18 protein-coding genes and 1 riboswitch are annotated in these 22,470 nt (G+C 30.5%); of the genes, 8 read left to right on the top strand and 10 right to left on the bottom strand.

What is annotated here, in order from left to right; all coding sequences use genetic code 11:
• The first annotated feature begins 119 nt into the window (after positions 1-119).
• The 3 genes from IM532_RS02630 to IM532_RS02640 all read left to right on the top strand — a co-directional run bounded on the left by IM532_RS02630 (position 120) and on the right by IM532_RS02640 (position 5,838).
• On the top strand, positions 120-4,094 hold the full coding sequence (locus IM532_RS02630) for a DUF7948 domain-containing protein (RefSeq protein WP_194181890.1): 3,975 nt from the start codon (positions 120-122) through the stop codon (positions 4,092-4,094).
• Positions 4,095-4,096: 2 nt separating this feature from the next.
• Complete coding sequence (locus IM532_RS02635; RefSeq protein WP_194181891.1) at positions 4,097-4,315, top strand: zinc-ribbon domain-containing protein; 219 nt, start codon at positions 4,097-4,099, stop codon at positions 4,313-4,315.
• An 89-nt stretch (positions 4,316-4,404) separates the two neighbouring features.
• Positions 4,405-5,838, top strand: coding sequence for a hypothetical protein (locus tag IM532_RS02640; RefSeq protein ID WP_194181892.1), 1,434 nt, complete (start codon positions 4,405-4,407; stop codon positions 5,836-5,838).
• 4 nt (positions 5,839-5,842) lie between these two features.
• Here the strand turns inward: IM532_RS02640 and IM532_RS02645 are convergent, their stop codons facing one another.
• The 7 genes from IM532_RS02645 to IM532_RS02675 form a co-directional block, all read right to left on the bottom strand.
• Positions 5,843-6,367, bottom strand: coding sequence for a hypothetical protein (locus IM532_RS02645; RefSeq protein ID WP_194181893.1), 525 nt, complete (start codon positions 6,365-6,367; stop codon positions 5,843-5,845).
• Between the two features lie 118 nt (positions 6,368-6,485).
• The gene (purM, locus tag IM532_RS02650; protein WP_194181894.1) at positions 6,486-7,478 is read right to left on the bottom strand and encodes a phosphoribosylformylglycinamidine cyclo-ligase; all 993 of its coding nucleotides are present in this window, start codon (positions 7,476-7,478) and stop codon (positions 6,486-6,488) included.
• Positions 7,479-7,564: 86 nt separating this feature from the next.
• Positions 7,565-9,067 carry an amidophosphoribosyltransferase gene (gene purF, locus IM532_RS02655; RefSeq protein ID WP_194181895.1) on the bottom strand — a complete coding sequence of 501 codons (1,503 nt, stop codon included), beginning with the start codon at positions 9,065-9,067 and terminating at the stop codon, positions 7,565-7,567.
• Positions 9,068-9,083: 16 nt separating this feature from the next.
• Positions 9,084-9,806, bottom strand: coding sequence for a phosphoribosylaminoimidazolesuccinocarboxamide synthase (purC, locus tag IM532_RS02660; protein WP_194181923.1), 723 nt, complete (start codon positions 9,804-9,806; stop codon positions 9,084-9,086).
• Positions 9,807-10,308: 502 nt separating this feature from the next.
• Positions 10,309-14,019, bottom strand: coding sequence for a phosphoribosylformylglycinamidine synthase (locus tag IM532_RS02665; protein WP_194181896.1), 3,711 nt, complete (start codon positions 14,017-14,019; stop codon positions 10,309-10,311).
• A 96-nt stretch (positions 14,020-14,115) separates the two neighbouring features.
• Positions 14,116-14,214: riboswitch (purine riboswitch) on the bottom strand.
• Between the two features lie 334 nt (positions 14,215-14,548).
• Complete coding sequence (locus tag IM532_RS02670; protein WP_194181897.1) at positions 14,549-15,262, bottom strand: LuxR C-terminal-related transcriptional regulator; 714 nt, start codon at positions 15,260-15,262, stop codon at positions 14,549-14,551.
• 352 nt (positions 15,263-15,614) lie between these two features.
• Entirely contained in the window at positions 15,615-16,172 is a 558-nt protein-coding gene (locus IM532_RS02675) for a hypothetical protein (RefSeq protein WP_194181898.1), read from the bottom strand.
• Positions 16,173-16,480: 308 nt separating this feature from the next.
• Between IM532_RS02675 and cobT the strand changes: the two genes are divergently transcribed.
• The 3 genes from cobT to IM532_RS02690 are packed head-to-tail and all read left to right on the top strand — an operon-like array spanning position 16,481 to position 18,842.
• A complete protein-coding gene (gene cobT / locus IM532_RS02680) occupies positions 16,481-17,509 on the top strand; it encodes a nicotinate-nucleotide--dimethylbenzimidazole phosphoribosyltransferase (RefSeq protein WP_194181899.1) in 1,029 nt (342 codons plus the stop codon).
• Between the two features lie 2 nt (positions 17,510-17,511).
• A complete protein-coding gene (locus IM532_RS02685) occupies positions 17,512-18,303 on the top strand; it encodes an adenosylcobinamide-GDP ribazoletransferase (RefSeq protein WP_194181900.1) in 792 nt (263 codons plus the stop codon).
• Positions 18,285-18,842 (top strand): histidine phosphatase family protein, encoded by a 558-nt coding sequence (locus IM532_RS02690; protein WP_194181901.1) that lies wholly within the window; start codon positions 18,285-18,287, stop codon positions 18,840-18,842. The genes IM532_RS02685 and IM532_RS02690 overlap by 19 nt, the downstream gene beginning before the upstream one ends.
• 76 nt (positions 18,843-18,918) lie before the next feature.
• Here IM532_RS02690 and IM532_RS02695 read toward each other — a convergent pair whose 3' ends face one another.
• The gene (locus IM532_RS02695; RefSeq protein WP_194181902.1) at positions 18,919-19,365 is read right to left on the bottom strand and encodes a KTSC domain-containing protein; all 447 of its coding nucleotides are present in this window, start codon (positions 19,363-19,365) and stop codon (positions 18,919-18,921) included.
• 331 nt (positions 19,366-19,696) lie between these two features.
• Here IM532_RS02695 and IM532_RS02700 point away from each other — a divergent pair, with 331 nt between their 5' ends.
• Both IM532_RS02700 and IM532_RS02705 read left to right on the top strand, forming a co-directional pair.
• Complete coding sequence (locus tag IM532_RS02700; RefSeq protein ID WP_194181903.1) at positions 19,697-20,734, top strand: linear amide C-N hydrolase; 1,038 nt, start codon at positions 19,697-19,699, stop codon at positions 20,732-20,734.
• A gap of 63 nt (positions 20,735-20,797) precedes the next feature.
• The gene (locus IM532_RS02705) at positions 20,798-21,481 is read left to right on the top strand and encodes a DUF1826 domain-containing protein (RefSeq protein ID WP_194181904.1); all 684 of its coding nucleotides are present in this window, start codon (positions 20,798-20,800) and stop codon (positions 21,479-21,481) included.
• 74 nt (positions 21,482-21,555) lie between these two features.
• On the opposite strand, the gene IM532_RS02710 is transcribed toward IM532_RS02705, so the two are convergent.
• Together IM532_RS02710 and IM532_RS02715 are read right to left on the bottom strand one after the other, a co-directional pair.
• Complete coding sequence (locus IM532_RS02710; RefSeq protein WP_194181905.1) at positions 21,556-22,023, bottom strand: DUF6428 family protein; 468 nt, start codon at positions 22,021-22,023, stop codon at positions 21,556-21,558.
• Between the two features lie 53 nt (positions 22,024-22,076).
• Complete coding sequence (locus tag IM532_RS02715) at positions 22,077-22,409, bottom strand: ArsR/SmtB family transcription factor (protein WP_194181906.1); 333 nt, start codon at positions 22,407-22,409, stop codon at positions 22,077-22,079.
• Positions 22,410-22,470: the final 61 nt, after the last annotated feature.

Genomic DNA, 22,470 nt, shown 5'->3' on the forward strand with positions numbered 1-22,470 from the left:
ATTGATGTTGAAATTTTGGAATGGAAATTAAAATGCGAAGATAAGGAATTCTGATTTTGAAGGCGAATTTATCCATTTAATAAATTTTTATTCATTATTTTACACAACAACACTTTTATATGATAAGATTTCTTTGCATTATATTTTTTATAATAACTACAACCGTATTTGGTAACACAATAGGTTTTGAAGCTAATTTTGGCCAAATCAAAGACCAAAATAATAATGTAAATCAGGCTGTTATCTATAGTCTAAAATTAGAAAATTTTAATATTAATTTGAAAAGAGATGGATTTTCGTATGATTTTTATGAGAAGTTCCATGAAGAAATTAAAACTCATCGCTTAGACTTTAAATTCAAAGGATTTAATCCTTATTATAAAATAGAATATGGTAATAAAATTGACTATTATGAGAATATAATATTAAATGATAAAGAGCACACGATTCTATTTTATCAGAAAATTACCTATAAAAATTTTTATCCAAATATTGATTTAGAATTCTATGTGAATGATAATAATGATAAACCTTTTGAATATAATTTCATTTTGCACCCAGGTGCTGATATTAATACCATAAAATTTGAAACCACAGGAGCTCAAACAATTTTAAATGCAAATCAATTAAAATTTAAATTAAGATTTGGTGAATTAATTGAGTCTTTACCTAAAAGTTGGATTCAATATCCTAAAGATACCAAGGAAGTTAAAATTGAATATTGTTATCATAATGATGGAAGCATAGGATTACAATCTGACTTAAATATAACAAATCAAAAAGTAATCATTGATCCTCTACCAATAAGAAAATGGGGAAGCTATTTAAGCAAATATACCCGTAGCTCTCTACATTCGACAAATCATATACTGCTTATCGAAAAAGTAAAATTTTTTAAATCTGATATTTATATTTATGGAACTACAGATCAAAAAAATCTTGCTACTACAGGAGCTTTTCAGACAACAATTGTGAATTTTTTACAACCATTTGTAGCAAAATTTGACTCAAATGGAAATCGAATATGGCTAACATATTTTGGATCTAAAGGTGGTGAGGAATATGCACAAGCGATAGACATTGATAATGCAGGAAATATCTATTTAGGAAGTACAGTCTCAGGAAACAATTTCTCTACTCCTAATGCTTATCAACCACAAAGGGGTGGTAATATAGATATGCATCTTGCAAAATTAGATTCGAATGGAAAACGTATATGGGCAACATATTATGGAGGAAATGATTTTGATAATCTAAATTCACTGGTGATTGATAAACAAGAGCAAGTAATATATATTGCAGGATCTACAATGAGTACTGATTTAAAACATCCATCTAATGCAATACTTACTACAAATACAAATAATGTTTTTAAACCGGCTGGACTAATTGCAAAGTTTAATTTAGATGGTGAATACCAATGGAGTAGTTATAGTTATGGTAGTATTAGCAGTATTGCTATAGATCATAATCATCAGCTTATCATTTCAGAAACAAAGGGTGATTCGCAACAAAACTCACCTCAATTCCTGCATACAACTGGAGGAAAATCCCTTTCTAAATACGACAATAATTTAAAACACATTTGGACGCGACAAATTTTAAATGACTATAACAATATTCTTAAAATTGGAATTGATTCAAATAATAATATTTTTCTTACAGGATTAACTAATGTGGATAAAGGTATTTCTTATGGTAATTCTTATTCACCAACTTTTAAATTTGATGGTTCAAATGGTCATGCTGGATTCCTAAAAAAATACACCTCAGATGGAACTGAAGTTTTTGGAACATTCATCGGAAAAGAAGGGAGATCATCTATAAATGATTTAGTCATCGGAGATAAAAACGAAATAATAATTTCTGGATCATCTACAAGCAATCATATTTATGATGGTGAGAATCATTTTCAATCTAACGCTAAAAATGTGACTAAAATTGAAGGTAATGGAAATGCATTACTTATGAAATTTGATACCAATGGAAATCCGATATGGGGATTTTTATATGGTGACAAAGCGTATGGCAGCAGATATTATGGGGTAGATTACAACTTTTCTACAAAAGATATTATTGCGGTTGGAGAAACCTCTTCTCCCTATATGATTGCTACTCCAAATGCTTTTCAGACTAAACCAATTTATGACCATGAACAAAATAACTTGGTGGGAATTAACGGTATTTTAACTCTCTATTCTGATGTAGAAAACAATTTTAAGATTACAAAAATAGGTAATGATTGTGATATTCATTCATTAGAATATACAGCAAGTGGTGCAAATAAATATACATGGTATGATTTGGAAGGAAATATCGTTGCTAATGATGCTACTTTTACTCCTTCTACTATTGGAGAATACATATGTAAATTTGATGATGGAAAAAATATAGGTTACATCAGCATTATTGTTACTCAAGGAAATATAGCACAAGCTCCGATACCTTTAGTCGAAGATTTACCTCTCATAAAAGCCTATTGCCATGTTACATTAACTCCTCCTACAGCTTTATCAGGATGTGGAGAAGAAATAATAGGGATAACGCCTCAAACATATTTTGATACACCGGGGAATTACAGAATCACTTGGACTTATACAGACCAAATAGGAAATACAACTACACAGGAACAACAAGTAGAACTACTTCCTGCTGATAATTTTATTCCTGATAATTTAAGTTTATCACTTTGTGACGAGGACACTGATCCTATTTTTAATTTAAAATTAATTGAAAATAATTTACCGAAGGCTTCCTATAAATACTACGCTTCACTTTTAGATCTTCAAAATAATATTGAGATTCAAAATCCTCAGCAGTATATTTATAATGCATCACAACCTAATTTTTATATCAGAGGTACATTAGAAAATGGATGTGAAAGTAGTAATCGTATTGATCTAAATATAGAATCTCGTCCACAAATAAATGAATTACAAATAAATCTGTGTGATGCACAAAATATGGGATATGTAAACTACGACTTAACACATTTACAAAATAAAATTTCTTCTAATGAGGTTAAATTTTACTTCGATGCTAAGTATCAAACACAGATTACTCATCCTATCAACATCACGAATAATCAAATTATTTATACAAAAGCTACAAACCAAAAAGGTTGTACATCTTATAGTTTAATCAATTTCACACTTTCAAATTATACTCTTATTGAAACTACACCGATTTCAATATGTAAAGATATCCATACCATTGGCGAGTATAATTTAGTGAATAAAGCAAATGAGTTAGCCCAAATAGAGCAAATTAATTCATCTCAAGTTGTATTTTACGAAACATTAAACGACGCTTTACAAAACCAAAATAACATTGATTTAAATTATACAAACACTAATCAATTAACTGAGATTTATGCTACTATTATAAGCTCTGATGCTTGTAAGACATTTTATAAAATTCCGCTCGTTGAAAATATTAATCCTATTATCCACTTATCAGATCAATTTTTTAAGTGTAAAAACGAAAGTATACTGATTAAATTAAATGAAAGTTACGATGAGATAATGTGGAGTAACGGTATGATTGGTCAATCCGCAGAGTTTACCAAAGCCGGAAATTATGAAGTAATTGTAACAAATGGTAATTGTAGTATCACAAAGTCCTTTGAAATACAAGATTATTCAGATTTACAATTTGACTATACCTACGATGGTTCTACAGTAACCTTTAAATTCTTAAATGATTTAAATGCAAAAGTAAGTTTAGATCAAACGAATTGGTCTCAACACATATTTAAATTAGAGCCTAATCAATATACATTCTATTTTAAAGCTAGCACTGGTTGTATCGAAGAACATACAATCTATTTGTATAAGGATTTACCAACTTTTATTTCTCCAAATGGCGATGGAATTAACGATGTATGGGATTTTTCTTATGTAAAAGATTTAAAATCTCTACATATTTACGATCGTTTCGGGAAGCTAGTTTTTTATAAAACAAAAGATGATTCAACCCTTCAATGGAACGGAAAATTGAATGGAAAAACTTTACCTTCAGGAAGCTATTGGTATACAATAACATTTGAAAATGGCAATATAATTGAAGGACATATTTTACTGAAAAACAAATAATAATGATTTTTATAGGCGGAGTCACAGAAAAAGCAAAAACAATAGAGGAAGGAATGTTTCATTGTCCGATTTGTAAACAACAACGACAATACATTCATCGGGAATACCGTAATTATATTTCATTATTCTTTATTCCTTTAATTCCAATCAACCGAACAGGAGAAAATGTAACATGTAAATATTGCAATACACCGATGCCTATAAGCGTATTATCTAAATAACTATTAGTTAGTAAGTTTCAATATAGCCATTAAAAGGGATAATTTTTAGCAGAACTACACGTAAATTTATTCTTTGATAAATATATATAATGAAGAGATTATATTTTCTAAGTTTTATAATTACTTATATTCTACAAGATAAAGATGCAAGTAGTTGGATTCCTTTTTTAAAAAAGGATAATTATTATCAATATGTAGATAAAAATTTACACCCAAAAATAAACGAAACTTTTTATAACGCAAGTAGTTTTACCTCAACAGGTTTTGCGGTTGTAAACGATAACAATCTCCGTTCTGCACTCATCAATTCCAAAGGGCAATATATCATTCCGTATTCGGAAGCAGAAATTACTTTGAAAACGATTGATGATCTAACACTAGCCATGATCAAAATAGAATATGAGAAAAATCTACCGATATGGAATTGGGATTGGAATATAATGGGTGGCAAAATTAAGAAGACCGAAGAGTATGTGCGTGTAGATTTATTTTGCTTAGAAACTCAACAGATTCTCTCACAGGAAAAAATTCCTACTGAAGAAGATGAGAATGAACTGTATGTTCGTCAAATAGATAAAAATCACTACTTCATAAATAACAATCTTTATAAAGTTGATCAAAAGAAATTTAAAAAAATAGATGAGAAAATTGTCCATTTGTTAGACGATAAACGCTATTTAAAATCAACGGATGAAAATAATTTTTCATTAATCGATCTTAAAAATAAAAAACTAAATCTTACTAACGTTACAGACTCGAAAATAATAAGAACGAATGTAAATGGTAAAGCATTTATAATGGGTTCTATCAATAATCCTTACCGTTCAACTTATAAAACAATGTTGTTGGAAGATTCAAAAAATAACTCATTTTATGCATTTCCAAATTTTGAAAAAAAATTTCCAAATAATATACAAAATGCTTCTCAAGAGCAAATAAAATTTCTAAATCTGGTAACTTTAGTATATTCTGTTCCAGATACAGATTATTTTATTTTAGGAAAAATAGATTATTCTAACTGGCAATACTATTGGATGTATTTAGATAAAAATGGAAATATTCTGAATCATATAGATGTAAAAGATACCTATATCACAGAAGTTAGAGGTTATATTTTATGGCCTAATGCATCACAAATTATTGCAGAAAAATATGTTCCAGAGAATTGGCAAATAAAAACAATTGAAACAATTTATAAATCAAAAGATCTTTTCAAAATTATATTGGATCAAGGTGAAGAATCTAGAACTCAAAAAACAGGTGTTTGGAATAAAGAAAAATCCACTTGGGAAATTGAACCTAAGTTCCATCAATTGGAATTATTAAACGTAAATAAACAATTATATTCTATCCAAAAAGAACGCGATGGAGAATTAATTATTTATAGCAATGAATTTAAGAAACAGATAGGGTCCAATTCGTATCAAACAATTTACAACGATGGGTCAGTTTCTAAGAAGGAAAATAATAAAACTATATATTATAAAATAGATTTATCTACAGGTAAAGAATATAGAGAATAATAAGCTATAATTCTATCGTTAGATGAGCATATTTTGAATTTGCAGAATCGAATGGATTACGGTTTACTATACGATTTACTGAGTTATATTCCTCCATTTCTATCTGAATTGCTTTAATGTTTTTCGGAATTTTAACTGAATTTGTTTTAGTAAAATTATACCCAACAATATTATTCCCTTCTTTACCAAAGCCATTTTTTGTAGTTACAATATGCTTTATTTTTAAAGTATCATTTTCAGTTGATAATGCAGTAGAAATATTTTTTAGTGTTGTCGCATTCAAACCACTTGAATGATAATTACCCTGTAATTTATAATAAATACTACTTTTATTCTTAGTAATCAGTTCTATTCCATAAGGTAATTTTTGCGTTTCAGTTATCCATTTTCTTTCTTTACCAATTATGTTACCTAAAGAATCAAATTGGTTAATATAATTCAATTTTCGTAGAATTGGGGTTGAGGTATAACGGGATTTAGTTCCACAACTTATGAATAAAAACGATAAAAGTGCTGCCAATAGTTTCATGAATATAGATTTGTTTAAAATTAGATTTGTTTACAAAATAAAACATCATGGAAAATAGTGAAATTTAAAAAGCCGGATAAGATTTCTCCTACCCGACTTTCTTAAACTATTTAATCTACTATTTCAATATAATTTTGTCTGTACCTTCTTGAATTTCTCCAATTACAGCACTTCCATCAATAATATTCAATACTTTATCAGCATCAGCTTGGTCGACAATTACAACCATACCAACACCCATGTTGAATGTTCCAAACATCTCGTCTTCTGCGATGTTTCCACGTTTTGCTAATTCTTGCATTACAGTTGGAACATTAATTTTATTTTTTTCAATTACAGCGCATAAACCATCGTTAATGATACGCGGAACATTTTCGATTAATCCACCACCTGTAATATGAGCAATTCCAGTCATTTGAATCCCAGCATCTTTTACTTTAAAAATATCATTTTGATATAATTTTGTAGGAATTAATAAAGTTTCAAATAATGGTTTACCTTCAAATTCTTCGTTGAAATCTGGGAAGATTTTACGCACCAATGAAAATCCATTAGAATGAAATCCACTTGATGGTAAAGAGATAATTGCTTGTCCTGCTTTTATTTTAGAACCGTCGATAATTTCATCGCGTTCTACAACTCCAACACAAAAACCTGCCACATCATAATCTCCAACTTTATACATTCCTGGCATCTCAGCGGTTTCACCCCCAATTAAAGCTGTTCCTGTTTCTTTACAAGCTGCAGCAATACCTCCAACAATTTCTGCTGCAATATCTGAATCTAATTTCCCACAAGCTAAATAATCTAAGAAGAATAATGGTTTTGCTCCATGACAAAGAATATCGTTTGCGCACATTGCAAAACAATCAATTCCAACAGTATCATAAACTTTAGAATCTAAAGCTACTCTTAATTTTGTTCCTACACCATCAGTTCCAGAAACTAAAACTGGATTTTTGTACCCACCTAATTGGTAGAATGCACCAAAACTTCCGATTCCGTTTAAGACGTTTGAATTATGCGTTTCGGAAACTGCTTTTTTAATTTTCGATACTGTTTGGTAACCTTCCTCCTTGTCTACCCCAGCTTGTTTATATGTGTTGCTCATTTTTTTGTTGTATTAGCGTAAAATGTATGATGTATTAAGATTTACACATTTTACATTAGACTTTTTACATTTTACAATTATTCGATCTAACAGCAAGAAGTTGATTCTTCTTTGTTGGTTGTATTGCTATAATTTACAGGATATTTCTCTGTAAAACATCCAAAACAATGTTGTGTACTTCCTAATAAATCAATTAAGTTATCTACAGATAAAAAATCTAAAGAATCTACTTGTAAATAATCTTCCACTTCTTTAATTGATTTGTGACCAGAAATTAAATCTGATTTTGTTGGCATGTCTATTCCCAAGTAACATGGTGCAATAATTGGTGGTGAAGCTGAACGAAAATGAATCTCTTTTGCTCCAGCATCTTTCAAAATTTTTACCAATAATTTGGACGTTGTTCCACGTACGATCGAATCATCTAATACTACTAATCGTTTTCCTTTGATTCGATTGGTAATTGGATTTAATTTTAGATTTACAATACGTTCACGCATTTCCTGAGAAGGAACAATAAACGAACGCGACATGTATCTGTTTTTTACTAAAATTGGTTCATAAGGAATACCTGATGCTTCTGAATAACCAATTGCAGATGGAATACCAGAGTCTGGCACACCAATCACTAAATCTGCTTCTATAGGAGATTGTTCATATAATTTACGTCCAGATTCTACACGTAAATCATAAATTTCCTTTCCTTCGATATTTGAATCAGGTCGAGCGAAATAAATGTACTCAAATGCACAAATATTTTTCTGAGCAGGCTGATTTAATGAGTATGAATGTAAACCATCTTGGTTAACAATCACGATTTCTCCTGGCTCTACATCTCGGATAAATTCAGCTCCAACGGCATCTAATGCGCAAGTTTCTGAACTAAATACGTATGCATCACCGATTTTCCCCATACATAAAGGACGTATTCCATTAGGGTCACGAAAAGCCGCTAATTGATTATTTGCTAAAATTAAAACAGAATAAGCTCCTTTAATTTTTTCTGTACCTTTTTGAATAGCTTCTTGAATATCTAAGTGTGAAAATTTTTGAATTGAGCGCAATAATACTTCTGTATCAGAAGTTGCTAAAAATGGTAACCCTTCTGCTTCTAATTCTTTTCTTAAATTTTCAACTTCGATTAAATTTCCGTTATGAGCAATAGAAAAGTGTGGTTTTCCATACATATTGTATGTGTATAGAGGCTGAATATTTCGTCTACTTCCACCGCCTGCTGTTGTATATCGAGTATGTCCGATTGCTGCATTTCCTTGGTAGTCTTCAATTTCATCTTCCATTGTCTTAAAAACATCTAAAACTAATCCTGCTTTTTTTACAGTTTTTAAGTTTCCATCTTTTAAGAAAGTTACTCCACAAGCCTCTTGCCCACGATGTTGTAATGCAAATAAGCCGAATTGTGTAATAGAATAGGTGTTGATATTTGTTGGTGAATAAATTCCAAATACGCCACATTCTTCATTCACAGCGTCAACTGTATCAGCAGCATATTTTTTAAGAATATTACGTTCGTAAAACTCCGTTAAATACTGCGCTTTTAATTGACTTTTGTATGATTTTTTATTAATCATTTGGGTGGTTAAAAAGTTACTTTAAAACTTCTAATAAACGGTTGTAGACTTCGTGATAAGCTTCTGAAACATCACCTAAATCACGACGGAATCTATCTTTATCCAATTTCTTACCAGTTTCTACATCCCATAAACGACATGTATCTGGAGAAATTTCATCCGCTAAAATAATATTACCTTCCATATCTTTTCCAAATTCAATCTTGAAATCAATTAAGGTTAAATTGGCTTTTAAGAATAACTCTTTTAAAGCTTCATTAATTTTATCAGTAATTGCGTATAATTCTTTTAACTCTTCATACGTTGCAGCACCTAATAAAACGGCATGATGATCATTGATCAACGGATCACCTAATTCATCTTTTTTATAACAAAGATCAAAAATTGTAATTGGAGATTTTGCTCCTTCTTCTAAACCTAAACGTTGAGCCATACTTCCCGCAACATAGTTACGAACAACCATTTCGATTGGAATAATTGTTACTTTTTTTACTAACTGCTCACGGTCGTTTAATTGCTCGATGAAGTGTGTTGGGATTCCTTTTTCAATTAAATAATTAAAGATTAAAGTTGAAATTTTATTATTCATTTCTCCTTTGTCTTCAACTGTCCCACGTTTCTGAGCATTGAAAGCTGTTGCATCGTCTTTGTAGTATACGATTACTTTATCAGCCTCTTCAGTAGAATAAACTTGTTTAGCTTTTCCTTCGTAAATGAATTCTTGTTTTGTTAAGTTCATCGTCGTTGTTCTTGTTGTTTGTTGTTTTTGGTTTTGTTTGAAATGAAAAAAAATGTCCACTTCAGTGTTTGTTGTTTGTTTGTCAATAGAACTTGTTCAAGGCTCTATTAGTGCGATTGATATACTTGTTCAAGGTATATAATCATTTTATGTTTTCCACTATAAACTTGTTCAAGGTTTTTAATGGTTTTTGATTTCAATTGGTTCAGGATTGAAACCCATTATGTTCGCTCTGATAAATCTGAGCAGTATATTTGTTTGTTGTTTGTTCTTTTTTAGTAGTGAGATGTTAGATTTTAGTATTTAGACCAAAATATCTAGCTGAATTTATTTCAGCTTCGCATCATCTCTTTTACTTTTAGGATGAAATCCTGAAACGAGTTCAGGATGACTCAACCTTATTATTTCAATGATCATTCAGTATTAAAAAATCTTTTTAGATTCTTAGACAATCGCAGAATGACAAATGTCTCAATTCTAATTTCTAGCTTCGAAAAACTAATTATTCTCCTCTAAAATACTTCACCGCATTCTCGAAGATGTTCATATAACTTACGCCTGGAATGTTTTTGTACAACCCTTCCTCGTAACGCTCTGGGTGTCCCATTCTTCCGTAAACCTTTCCACAAGGTGAAACAATTCCTTCTACTGCGAAAGTTGATCCATTTGGATTGTATGGCATTCCTGCTGCTAATTCACCGTCTAATGTCACAAACTGTGTAGCGATTTGTCCGTTGTCAATTAACTTTTGTAATTCGACTTCGTTAGCTACGAAACGACCTTCTCCGTGAGAGAATGGAATCCAGTATTCTTGTCCTTCCATTCCTTGTAACCAAGGCGAGTGTGATTTGTTGACACGAACTTTCGCTAATTGCGTGATGTGACGTCCGATTTCGTTAAACGTTAATGTTGGTGTATCCTCTTCTAACGTTTGAATTCTACCGTATGGTAATAATCCAGATTTGATTAATCCTTGGAAACCATTACAAACTCCTAAAACTAATCCGTCACGATCTAATAACTGATGAATTGCCTCTTTTATTTTCTCGTTGCGTAAAACTGTTGCTATAAATTTCCCTGATCCGTCTGGTTCGTCTGCGGCAGAGAAACCACCTGGAACGAATAAAATATTGGCTTGGTTGATTTCATTTACAAAAGCTTCAACCGAATCCTCAACATCTTGTTTTGTTAAGTTTTTGAATGGAATTGAAGAAACAATTGCTCCTTCTCTTCGGAATGCTTTTGCTGAATCGTATTCAGAATTAGTACCTGGGAAGATCGGAATGAAAACACGTGGATTTTCAACCTTCACTTTCGCTGTTGCAATTGGTTCTTTTACAGCTAACGTTTGATCTTCGATTGTACCTTCTGCTTTTGTTTTATAAGGGAATAACGAATGGAATGTTGCTTTCCATTGTTGTTTTAATTCTACTAAATTGATGGTTTCACCGTTGATCACAAATGATTTTTCAGCGGTAGTTATTCCTAAAACTGAATAGTTTGCTTGGATTGACACAGGAATTTCTAAATCTGATGAATGTTCGATGATAATTGCTCCTGGGTAATATTTAGATAAATCTAAATCAGTTTCGATTGTAAATCCGATTTCATTACCAAAAGCCATATTTGCTAATGTTTCAGCAATTCCTCCAAACTTCACAGTCATCATCGCTTGTACATTTGTACGATCTAAAGATGAAATGAATGAGAAAATTTCTTTAACATTATCCGCATCTAATAAATAATCTTCGTTTTGTGTTGGTACGAAAACTGAAATTTTAGAATTTGGTTGAGCAAATGTTCCTGAAACGATTTGATCGTCTGTAGAAGGTGCTACAGCAAAAGAAATTAATGTTGGTGGCACATCGATATCTTGGTAAGATCCCGACATTGAATCTTTTCCTCCAATTGCAGGGATTCCGAATTGGCGTTGCGCTTCGATTGTTCCTAAAATCGCTGCAAAGGGTTTTCCCCAACGTGTCGCTTCGTCTCTTAACTTCTCAAAATACTCTTGGAACGTTAAACGAATATCTTCGTATTTAGCTCCAGCCGCTACGATCTTCGTCATTGAATCTACAACCGCGAAGTAACCACCGTGGTAGTTTGACCAACGAGAAACGATTGGATTAAATCCGTAAGATGCGACAGAAACCGCATTTGTGAATCCGTCTGTTGGGAATTTTTGTACTGAAACATCTTCTGGTGTATCCATCAATTGACCACCAAAAGCATTTAAAATTGTAGAACGTCCCACATTATTGTCGAACATTTCTACCATTCCTTTTTGAGAGGCGTGATTCAATTCTTGCATCATCGCTACAAACGCTTCTTTATTAAAAGGCTTGTTCTCGAAAGGATTTATATTTTCACCGTTCGTAACTTCCACTTTCGCTTGTTTACGAACACCGTTTGTATCTAAAAATTTACGGTCTAATTCAACAATTTTCGTTCCTTTCCAAACTAAAGTCATTGTATCGTCAGCTGTCACTTCAGCTACACAAGTTGCTTCTAAGTTTTCAGTTTTTGCTAAGGCAATGAATTTCTCCACATCTTTTGCTTCCACTGCAACCGCCATACGCTCTTGTGATTCAGAGATTGCTAATTCAGTTCCGTTAAGACCTGCATATTTTAATGGAACTCTGTCTAAATCAACATTAATTCCACGTGCAATTTCTCCGATGGCTACAGAAACCCCTCCTGCTCCAAAATCGTTACATTTTTTGATTAATGCTAACACTTCTGGATTACGGAATAAACGTTGAATTTTACGTTCAACGATAGCATTTCCTTTTTGTACTTCAGCCGATAAATCGTCTAATTTTAATCCGTCGTGCGTTTTCGATGAACCTGAAGCTCCTCCAACACCATCACGACCTGTTGCACCACCTAATAAGATGATTTTGTCTCCTGCAACTGGTTCTTCGCGACGAACATATTCTTTCTTTACCGCTCCAGCCACAAAACCTACTTCCATGCGTTTTGCTTTGTACCCTTCGTCGTAAATTTCTTTGACGAAAGTCGTCGCTAATCCGATTTGGTTTCCGTAAGAACTGTATCCATTTGCTGCTTCTTTCGAAATTTTACGTTGTGGTAATTTTCCTGGTAACGTGTCTTCAATTTTTTCTAAAGGATTGGCAGCTCCTGTAATACGCATCGCTTGGAAAACGTAAGAACGACCACTTAAAGGATCACGGATTGCTCCACCCACACATGTTGAAGCTCCACCGTAAGGTTCTACTTCTGTTGGGTGATTGTGTGTTTCATTTTTGAATTGTAATAACCAATCTTCTTCAACGCCATCCACAGCAATTGGAACAAAGATAGAACAAGCATTGATTTCTTCAGAAACGTCAATATTTTTAACCACACCTGTACGCGATAAATATTTCCCCATAATCGTTGCTAAGTCCATCATACGAATAGGTTTCGTAATGCCTAACTCTTCACGTATTTTTAGGTAATAATCGTAGGTGCGTTGTAAAGTTTCATTGAATTGAGAATTAAACTGTACGTCTGTAATTTCAGTTTCGAAAGTCGTGTGACGACAGTGATCAGACCAGTAAGTATCTAATACTTTTAATTCTGTATCGGTTGGATTACGGTTGATTGATTTGAAGTGCTCTTGAATGAATAATAAATCATCCATCTCCATGGATAAACCGTATTGATTGTAGATTTCTTTTAAACCTTCTTCACCAGCTGTAGTAAATCCTTCGATAATTGGCACCTCAGTTGCTTCTGGATTTGTACCAATTTCTAATTTATCTAAATCTTTTACACGAGATTCGATTGGATTAATTAAGTAGTCTTGTACTTTTTGTACATCCTCTTGCGATAAATCTTTATTAAAGACATATAATAAACCTGATTTAACGGTTACATTATCCACGTTCATTAAGACCAGACATTGTTCAGCTGAATCGTCGCGTTGATTGTATTGACCTGGTAAAAATTCTGTTGCGAAATAGTTTTGTGTTTGCGGAAATGAATTGTCTAAAACTTCATTCAAATCAGTGTAGATAATATCCGTTACTGGATCTGCAAATACATTATTTTGAGTTAGTTGTAATTCATTTTCAGTAATACCAAATAGGTCATAAATAACAAAAACCTTGCACACAATTGTAGGTACAAGGTTTTGTAATTCTATCGTAGTATTCTGACTGATAACGTCAAAATTAAGTTTCTTCTGAATGAATAGTCGTTTGTTCATTGGTGTGTTTGTCTGTTGTTTGGTTTTATATTCCCAACAATGTATCTACATCAACAAACAAAAATTTTTTCTGAAAGGAGGTTCAAACCTTAGGTAGTAGAAAAAAAATTCATTTGTAGTGGCAATTATTTACGGTCTGCCGTAGAGACGCTCAACCTTATTATGAGCTATACAAATGTTGTAAACTTTAAAAACTTCATCACTCTTATTTAGAGTAGTGCAAATTTAAATAATTTAAATTTAATAACCCAATATATAATCTCTTAAATATTATTCCCTAAAGCAATATTTAATTTGCTGTTTTTTTTAAGATTAATTCAATCTTATTTAATAATTATTGAGATTAATTCAAAAACTTGAATTAAAAAATTAATTTCATTTAGTTATAAATTCAATTACTAATAAAAAAATTATTTAGAATTATTTTAAAATGATAGATAAATCTATTTTTTAAAACTCTTTTTTGCTTGATACCCTTCGAAAAATAGAGGTAATTATAAATTTAATTAAGTGATCGATTCTACCAATATTAATCAAATTCGCTAAAACTTAATTTTTTTATCAATTCTATAAAGTTAGAAGAATTTGTCTTATTTAAGATATTTTTTCTATGTGTGTCAATAGTATATTTACTAATGTTTAGGCGATCTGAAATTTCAATACTATTTAACCCATCCTTAATTAAATTTAGGATTTCAAATTCTCTTTTAGAAAGATTATAACAGTTTTCAGAATCTATATAAATACCTCTGGCTTTATCAAATATTTTATGATCATCAATTGGTCTTTCTGTATACGTCGGTATAATTTTATGAATTACCAATGTTTTGCTTAAATGGCCTTGGCTAGTAACTTCTATTGCCTGGCAATTTTGCTGCATGGTTAACACCCTATTATCTGCTGTAATAATTCTGTAGGTATAGCTAAATAAATATTGAAAATGCTGATTAAACATTAAAGCATTCGTGATTTCGAGATCTTTCTCTTCACATTTAAAAAAATAATCTAAATCATCAGGATGAATCATTTTAATTAATTTATCTAAATTAAAAGATTTATCATCAAAACCTGTTACGATTGAAAAAGCATTGTTTACAAAAGCAATTTCGTTTTCAACACAATCGTAAATGAAGAAATAACTATTGATTAGATCATCTTTTATTGGATCTATATCTTTATTCTTCTTAGATGATTGATTATGAAAAATCTCATTCCATTTATCCTTTATTGCATTCTTTGCCATACTATTCTATTCATCATCATTAATAATCCATATCATATATTGCAAATCTACAAATTATCTCTAATAAAAAAATAAAAAATCAATACGTTGATAGTTATTAATAATAAATCTAAGTATAGAATAGTAAAATAGTTATACGAAAAAAATTATATTCTATAAACAGAACAAAATTATCATATATGTATATTGTATTAAGTATTTATAAATTATATAAATACTTAGCGTGGTTTAAATTATCGTAAAAATATAATTAGAAAATTCAAGATATTGAAAATCTAGAAATGTTATCGCAAAGTGTAATACACATAATTTTCAATAAATTATAACGTACTATATAATTTCAAATACATTATTATATCACCTTTACTTCTTTTACTTTAGAGTTATTAATATTTTGGGAAAGCGTATACTCTATATTATTGATGTATAATTTAATTATAATCTCATCTTTACCTGAAAATTGAAATTTTTCTGATGTTTCAAAAATAATATTACGTACTAAATTCCCTCCAGATATAATAGTATTTTTTAAAATGATATCATTTGTTCCCATCGTTAAATCTTTATAACTACTATCTCCTAAAAAAGATTTATTATAAATATGGCTGACAAATAGAATTTCTATAAACTCTATCCTAACATGGGCTGTACTATTATTAGAAAAAGTTAAAAGAATATCTTGAGCATCTTTATCTTGTATAATTGATGAAATATCAAATGAAAAATCATTTATTTGATCATTTTGTATTAACTCTACATCTTTAAGAATTGGCACAAAGTAAAATTCTGGTTCTTTAGGAATTTCATAAGAAGAAACCGTTTCTTTTTGTACATTATTTATTTTAAAAAATCTCATAACAACCGCTAATACACCTATAATAGCAGCTACAATAATTACGTTTATAATCATATCGCAAATGTACTAAATATTCATTTTTAAATTATTTCCTATATCTTATTTATCCCTACTCTTATTCAAATTTATTTAGAGATAAATTATATAAATTAATTTTCGAAATGAACCATTTCTACATCAATTTTCAATAGTTTAATCATGTATACTCTGTGAAAAAAACGACTATATTTACTACTTTATACTAACCGAAGATTAAATTTGGACTCATAAAACACAATAACCTCTCTTATAGCTTTATGATCTAAATTAAAACATAAAACGGTTTTATTTACAACCCATTCAACCAAAAAAATTAATGTTTAATGACTACTGAAACAAACTTAAAAACTGACTTTGAAATTTTATTACAACAAAAAATAGATCTTAAAACTAAACCTTTAGGAGCTTTAGGATTATTAGAGAAAATTGCATTTCAAGTAGGTAAAATTCAACAAAAATTAACTCCTAAATTAACCAAACCAACCATATTATTATTTGCTGGCGATCATGGAATTGCACAGTCCGGAGTTAGCGCCTATCCTGCAGAAGTTACTTACCAAATGGTGATGAATATTTTACAAGGTGGTGGTGCTGTTACCGTATTTTGTAAACAAAATAAAATTGATTTTAAAACTATTGATGCGGGAGTAAATTATACTTTTGAAAATATCCCCAACTTAATTGATGCTAAAATTGGATTTGGAACTTCAAATTTTGTGGAAACTTCTGCAATGAGTGAAAATCAGTTACAAGAATGTTTTCTAAGATCTGCTGAGATTGTAAAAGAGGTGGCTAATAGCGGAACTAATATAATTGGTTTTGGTGAAATGGGTATTGGAAATACATCTTCTGCATCTATGATTATGAGAAATATTTGTGACTTTCCTGTAAAAGAATGCGTAGGTCGAGGAACAGGATTAGCAAATGATCAACTCAAAAGAAAAATAAAAATTTTAGAACAAGCGGATAAATTACATGGTAAAATAAATGAACCTTTAAAAATATTACAAACATACGGAGGGTTTGAGGTAGCGCAAATATGTGGGGCAATGTTAGAAGCTCATCGTCATAAAATGATTATTTTAGTAGATGGTTTTATCGCTACAAGTGCATTTCTTATTGCTCAAGCCATAGATCCAACAATCAAAGAAGCAGCAATATTTTGTCATAATAGTAATGAAATTGGACACCAAAAAATGTTACAATTTTTAGATGTACAAGCTATTCTGCATTTAGACATGCGTGTGGGCGAAGGGACTGGATGTGCTTTGGCTTATCCTATTATACAAAATTCGGTTGCATTCCTCAACGAGATGGCTAGTTTTGAAAGTTCAGGAGTTTCAAATAAATAAGCATGAAGCAACAATTCCAATTATTCTGTATTGCTTTAATGTTTTATACCAGAATTCCAATTCCATTCGACACAAAATACAGTGATGATAAACTCAATGCATCTACCCGATTCTTTCCTTTAATTGGATATATTGTTGGTGGATTATCATTTTGTACCTATTACATTTTACAATTTTTTCTTCCGTTAGAAATTTCCATTATTGGAGCATTTATAGCTGGAATTCTTATTACTGGAGCATTTCATGAAGATGGCTTAGCTGACTTTTTCGATGGTTTTGGTGGCGGATGGACAAAAGAGAAAATCTTAGATATCATGAAGGATAGTCGTGTTGGGACTTATGGAATGGTAGCTACAATTATCCAACTGGCTTTAAAGTTTTATTGTTTGTATCTTTTAATTCCATTAGTTGAGAAGTGTGGAATATTATGGATATTTATGCTCTTTGTAACTTATCACTCAATTGCACGATTTTCGGCTATTCAACTTTGCTTTTTAATGAATTATGTACGCGATGATGAAAAAAGTAAAGCCAAACCAATCGCTAAGAAACATTCTTTAAAAGAAATTATAGGCGTTTATATATTTGGATTATTTCCATTAATATGTTTTTCTTTTTTATCTCCTTTGCTCCTAGTTTCGTTAATTCCACTCACATTTATAATATTCTATTTCAAAAAATATTTATCTAAATGGATTGGTGGATATACAGGAGATTGCTTAGGAGCATTAGAACAAATATGTGAAGGTATCTTCTTAGTAACTGTTCTTGGTTTATGGAAATTTATATCATAAGACACACGCCTGTAGATGTAGAAAAAGGCACATGCTATGGGCAAAGTGAGGTAAGGTTAAGCAATGATTTTAACAAATATGTAGAATATTATAAAAAGGAGTTACCACAAGATTTTGATTTCATCTATACAAGTCCTTTGGATCGATGTCTCACATTAACTAAAGCATTAAATTTTTCGGATATAGAATACATCATAGATGAACGACTAATGGAAATGCATTTTGGAGATTGGGAATTAAAAAATTGGAATACAATTCCATATGATGAATCAAAAAATTGGATGGAAAACTTCGATTACATTTCTACTCCAAATGGAGAATCCATGAAAGATTTATTAGATAGAATTAATTCATTTTATGAAACCTTAAAAACCTTACCCTACCAAAAAGTTTTAATTGTAACACATAGTGGTCCTATACGTTGCTTCTGGTCTATTATATTAGATATTGCTTTAAAAAATAGTTTTAAAATACCGGTTGGATATGGTGAAATCTTAGTCATTAATACCTCCTATGATACAATTATAAGAAAAATATAGAGACTAATTCTATTAAAAAAAGTCCATAAAAAAAGGGATAAATCAATGATTTATCCCTTCCTTTTTAAAATTTATTTTATTCTTCTGTTGCCTTAGCAGACTTTCTGAAGATAAATTTTCCGTAAATGTGTCTCTTTGCAAAACGGGTTGCTGAATCAGCATTCACCATTTTTACATAAGTATTTTTTTGTACACCAATATACTCGTAAGTCATACCGTTCAAATGAATGATTGTTAAAACTTGTTTATCAAAATAGAAGTCATGGATAATTGAATTCGAGATTGTATCTGTATACTCATCATTAAGTTTTTCATGTGTTTCTTTATTGATACTTACCAAAAAGTGGTAAGCTTCAATCACAGTCTTACTTTTTTCTTCTGCTTCTATTTTTCCAGCTTCATCATCGACAAATTTATCAGGATGAGAATCTTTCATCGAGTTTCTATAAATTGTCTTTAATTCTTTCAAAGTAACGTTTTTGTCAACTCCGAGTAATTTTCTGTACTCAATAATTCTTTTCATATTTTAATCCTTAAAAGGCGTGCAAAAATAGGTTAATATATTGTAAATAACACAATTTGAAATGTAATCATTTCACGCAGATGTACTAATTAGAAGATTTTTAGCATTTAGTGATATGTTTTAACATTTTATAAAGAAGAATTGTACCATATAGAGCTTTGAAAAGATAAAATAACATGAATGATTCATGATCATATTCCTACATCAATCTTGTTGCTCAAATATCACTATTTTAAAAAGAGAAGATAAAATCGTTTTTTTCTATATTAACCTTTTATGTATCACATAAATAATCATTAACTTATTGAAATATTAACTAATCTATCTTTATATGTTAAAAAATGTAATATTTATCTTCAGTCTTATCTTTCTACCTTCAATTTCTACTGCTTGTACAAGAGTGGTATATAATGGCCCTGAGAATACTATAATAACAGCTCGATCAATGGATTGGAAAGATGAGATTGACGCCAATTTATGGATATTCCCTCGAGGTTTAGACCGCTCAGGAAATGTAGGTGCTAATTCCTTAAAATGGAAATCGAAATACGGAAGTGTTATTACCAGTGCATGGGATATTGCCACAACCGATGGGATAAACGAAAAAGGATTAGTTGCAAATATTCTTTGGCTTGTAGAAAGTCAGTATCCTAAATTTGATGCTAAAATCACAAAAAAAGGATTAACTATATCTGCTTGGGCTCAATATGTATTAGACAACTTTGAGAGTGTAAATGAAGCTGTGCAAGCCCTAAAAAAAGAAGATTTTGTAATTGTATCAGACTATATTCCTGGTACTACAAAATTTGCTACATTACACCTTTCTATCTCAGATGCTTTAGGTGATAACGCTATTTTTGAATATATAAATGGTAAATTAATCATTCATCATAATAAGAGTTACACGGTAATGACTAATTCGCCTATTTTTGATCAGCAATTAGCTATAAACCAATATTGGAAAGATATACCAGGAACCGTAATGCTACCGGGAACTAACCGAGCAGCAGATAGGTTTGTAAGAGCATCTTATTATATCCAAGCAATTCCACAAACTACGGATACACAAACAGCAATTGCAAGTGTTTTTAGTGTTATAAGAAACGTTTCTGTTCCGTATGGTATTTCTTCTGTTACTGAACCAAATATTTCTTCTACAAGATGGCGCTCTGTATCTGATCAAAAAAATCTAGTTTATTATTTTGAAACAGTAAAAACTCCAAATACATTTTGGGTAGATTTAAAGAAAATTGATTTTAAAGTAAATGCTTCTGTAAAAAGATTAAGTGTAAGCAAAAATGAAACATATGCAGGAGAAGTTCACTCGCAATTTGTTAACCATAAAGCTTTTGAATTTTTGGGAATATAAATTCAAAGAAATTAATTACGAATCTAAATCCTAGCTACCTTTGTATATATAAACGAAGGTAGCATGAATTACCAACAAATTAAAAATTTTACAACATTCGAAGGTCTTGCTCACACAGCTTTCGAGGGAAGTTATAATGCCTATTGTTGGCAAAGGAACTTAGAAGGAGATTTTGAAGAAATTGTAAATCAACTTTCATTAAAAGAGAATATTACTGAAATTTCAGTTTCAGATTTACAAGCTCTAACCTTAACTGATCATGGTAATATCGCAAGAGATATTATCATCAACGATATTTCTTTATTAGAGAAATATGGTGCATCGCCTGTTCTTAATCTTCTTAAATGTTATGAGCGTGATAATGAATTTGATTATATATCAACAGATGTCTATTCATTTCATGTTGACCGATCACCGGTAGCAACAGATACTTTTCTATGTACTTATTACGGGACTTCTAGTGATATTATACCTAATAACGAAGTAGAACAAAAAATTCTGATACCGGAAATTAGACAAAAATTAAAAAAATTACATGATGGAACTGAATCTGATTTTGAAAACTTTCTTAGTGAATATTTTTTTGATCTACATTATCAACTTCAACCCAATGCTCAACCTATAAATTTAGGAAATGGTAGTTTATGGAAATTAGCTGTAGATCATCCAGATCAAAATGTTTTACCCTGCGTACATAGGGCTCCTGTAGAAAATGATGGAGAATATCGACTTTTACTCATCTGTTAAAATAATAGCATGCACTCAATATGTAGAGTGGATGCTATTATTTTTAATTAACTAGATGATAAAATTAAGTTTGATTAACAGCATCCTGAACTAGGATCACAACAAGAATTTTTTACTTCCAATACTTTAAATTTTGTATTACTTACCACAGGAATTCCACACGCATCTTCTGCTAAACATGCAGTTTTTTTATTTTTTAAAATGAAATATTTTCCATTAAACTCTAAATCATATTTTCCAATTGTAGTAGATTGATATTCTACTTCTATTTCTGAATTTTCAATTCCTAATTGCTCTTCTGATAATTGGATAATATGCAATAATTTTTCAGGTTTCAAACGATGTTCAAAATCATCCGCATTCCATAACTGAAAATTTACAACTTTCTCTGAACGAACTACTCCTCCACAATCAATAAAATTTTTAGTGATTTGTCCGACTTCAGTGACATGAAAATGTTCTGGTACAAAAGTTCCATCTTCTAGTTGAAATTCTACATTTTCTAATGTAGGTAGAATTTCTTTTATTTTATTTAAATTCATTTTAATATAAATTATATATTGCGATATTACGATACGTTTTTTTTAAAAAAATCTTACCCACAGCATGGGTTGACCTTAACTTCTTGATCAAAAAATTGAGTGAAATGTGATTGAAAATTGATCCATACTTTTTCATCAATACAATAACAAACAGATTTTCCTTCTATTGTTCCTTGTATAATTCCTATATTTTTTAATTCTTTTAAATGTTGGGAAATAGTAGCTTGTGCTAAACCTAATTCGTCTACTAAATCATTACAAATACACGTATTTTGGTTGATAATATATTGCAAAATAGCAATACGAGCAGGGTGTGCAAGTACTTTAAACATTGCAGCCAATTTATTCTGTTCCTCGGTAAATATTTCTGATTTCGTAAGTCCCATGTAGATCAAATTATACATTGCAATATTACGATGATAATACCAAAACATCAATATTTTAACT

Origin of the sequence: Faecalibacter rhinopitheci (assembly GCF_015234135.1) — a bacterium.
GTDB lineage: Bacteria > Bacteroidota > Bacteroidia > Flavobacteriales > Weeksellaceae > Empedobacter > Empedobacter rhinopitheci.

What these genes read in the sequence shown, in the direction of transcription:
- IM532_RS02630 (WP_194181890.1), top strand. Translation starts at nt 120, where the DNA reads ATGATAAGATTTCTTTGCATTATATTTTTTATAATAACTACAACCGTA.
- IM532_RS02635 (WP_194181891.1), top strand. Translation starts at nt 4,097, where the DNA reads ATGATTTTTATAGGCGGAGTCACAGAAAAAGCAAAAACAATAGAGGAA.
- IM532_RS02640 (WP_194181892.1), top strand. Translation starts at nt 4,405, where the DNA reads ATGAAGAGATTATATTTTCTAAGTTTTATAATTACTTATATTCTACAA.
- IM532_RS02645 (WP_194181893.1), bottom strand. Translation starts at nt 6,367, where the DNA reads ATGAAACTATTGGCAGCACTTTTATCGTTTTTATTCATAAGTTGTGGA.
- purM (WP_194181894.1), bottom strand. Translation starts at nt 7,478, where the DNA reads ATGAGCAACACATATAAACAAGCTGGGGTAGACAAGGAGGAAGGTTAC.
- purF (WP_194181895.1), bottom strand. Translation starts at nt 9,067, where the DNA reads ATGATTAATAAAAAATCATACAAAAGTCAATTAAAAGCGCAGTATTTA.
- purC (WP_194181923.1), bottom strand. Translation starts at nt 9,806, where the DNA reads ATGAACTTAACAAAACAAGAATTCATTTACGAAGGAAAAGCTAAACAA.
- IM532_RS02665 (WP_194181896.1), bottom strand. Translation starts at nt 14,019, where the DNA reads ATGAACAAACGACTATTCATTCAGAAGAAACTTAATTTTGACGTTATC.
- IM532_RS02670 (WP_194181897.1), bottom strand. Translation starts at nt 15,262, where the DNA reads ATGGCAAAGAATGCAATAAAGGATAAATGGAATGAGATTTTTCATAAT.
- IM532_RS02675 (WP_194181898.1), bottom strand. Translation starts at nt 16,172, where the DNA reads ATGATTATAAACGTAATTATTGTAGCTGCTATTATAGGTGTATTAGCG.
- cobT (WP_194181899.1), top strand. Translation starts at nt 16,481, where the DNA reads ATGACTACTGAAACAAACTTAAAAACTGACTTTGAAATTTTATTACAA.
- IM532_RS02685 (WP_194181900.1), top strand. Translation starts at nt 17,512, where the DNA reads ATGAAGCAACAATTCCAATTATTCTGTATTGCTTTAATGTTTTATACC.
- IM532_RS02690 (WP_194181901.1), top strand. Translation starts at nt 18,285, where the DNA reads ATGGAAATTTATATCATAAGACACACGCCTGTAGATGTAGAAAAAGGC.
- IM532_RS02695 (WP_194181902.1), bottom strand. Translation starts at nt 19,365, where the DNA reads ATGAAAAGAATTATTGAGTACAGAAAATTACTCGGAGTTGACAAAAAC.
- IM532_RS02700 (WP_194181903.1), top strand. Translation starts at nt 19,697, where the DNA reads ATGTTAAAAAATGTAATATTTATCTTCAGTCTTATCTTTCTACCTTCA.
- IM532_RS02705 (WP_194181904.1), top strand. Translation starts at nt 20,798, where the DNA reads ATGAATTACCAACAAATTAAAAATTTTACAACATTCGAAGGTCTTGCT.
- IM532_RS02710 (WP_194181905.1), bottom strand. Translation starts at nt 22,023, where the DNA reads ATGAATTTAAATAAAATAAAAGAAATTCTACCTACATTAGAAAATGTA.
- IM532_RS02715 (WP_194181906.1), bottom strand. Translation starts at nt 22,409, where the DNA reads ATGGGACTTACGAAATCAGAAATATTTACCGAGGAACAGAATAAATTG.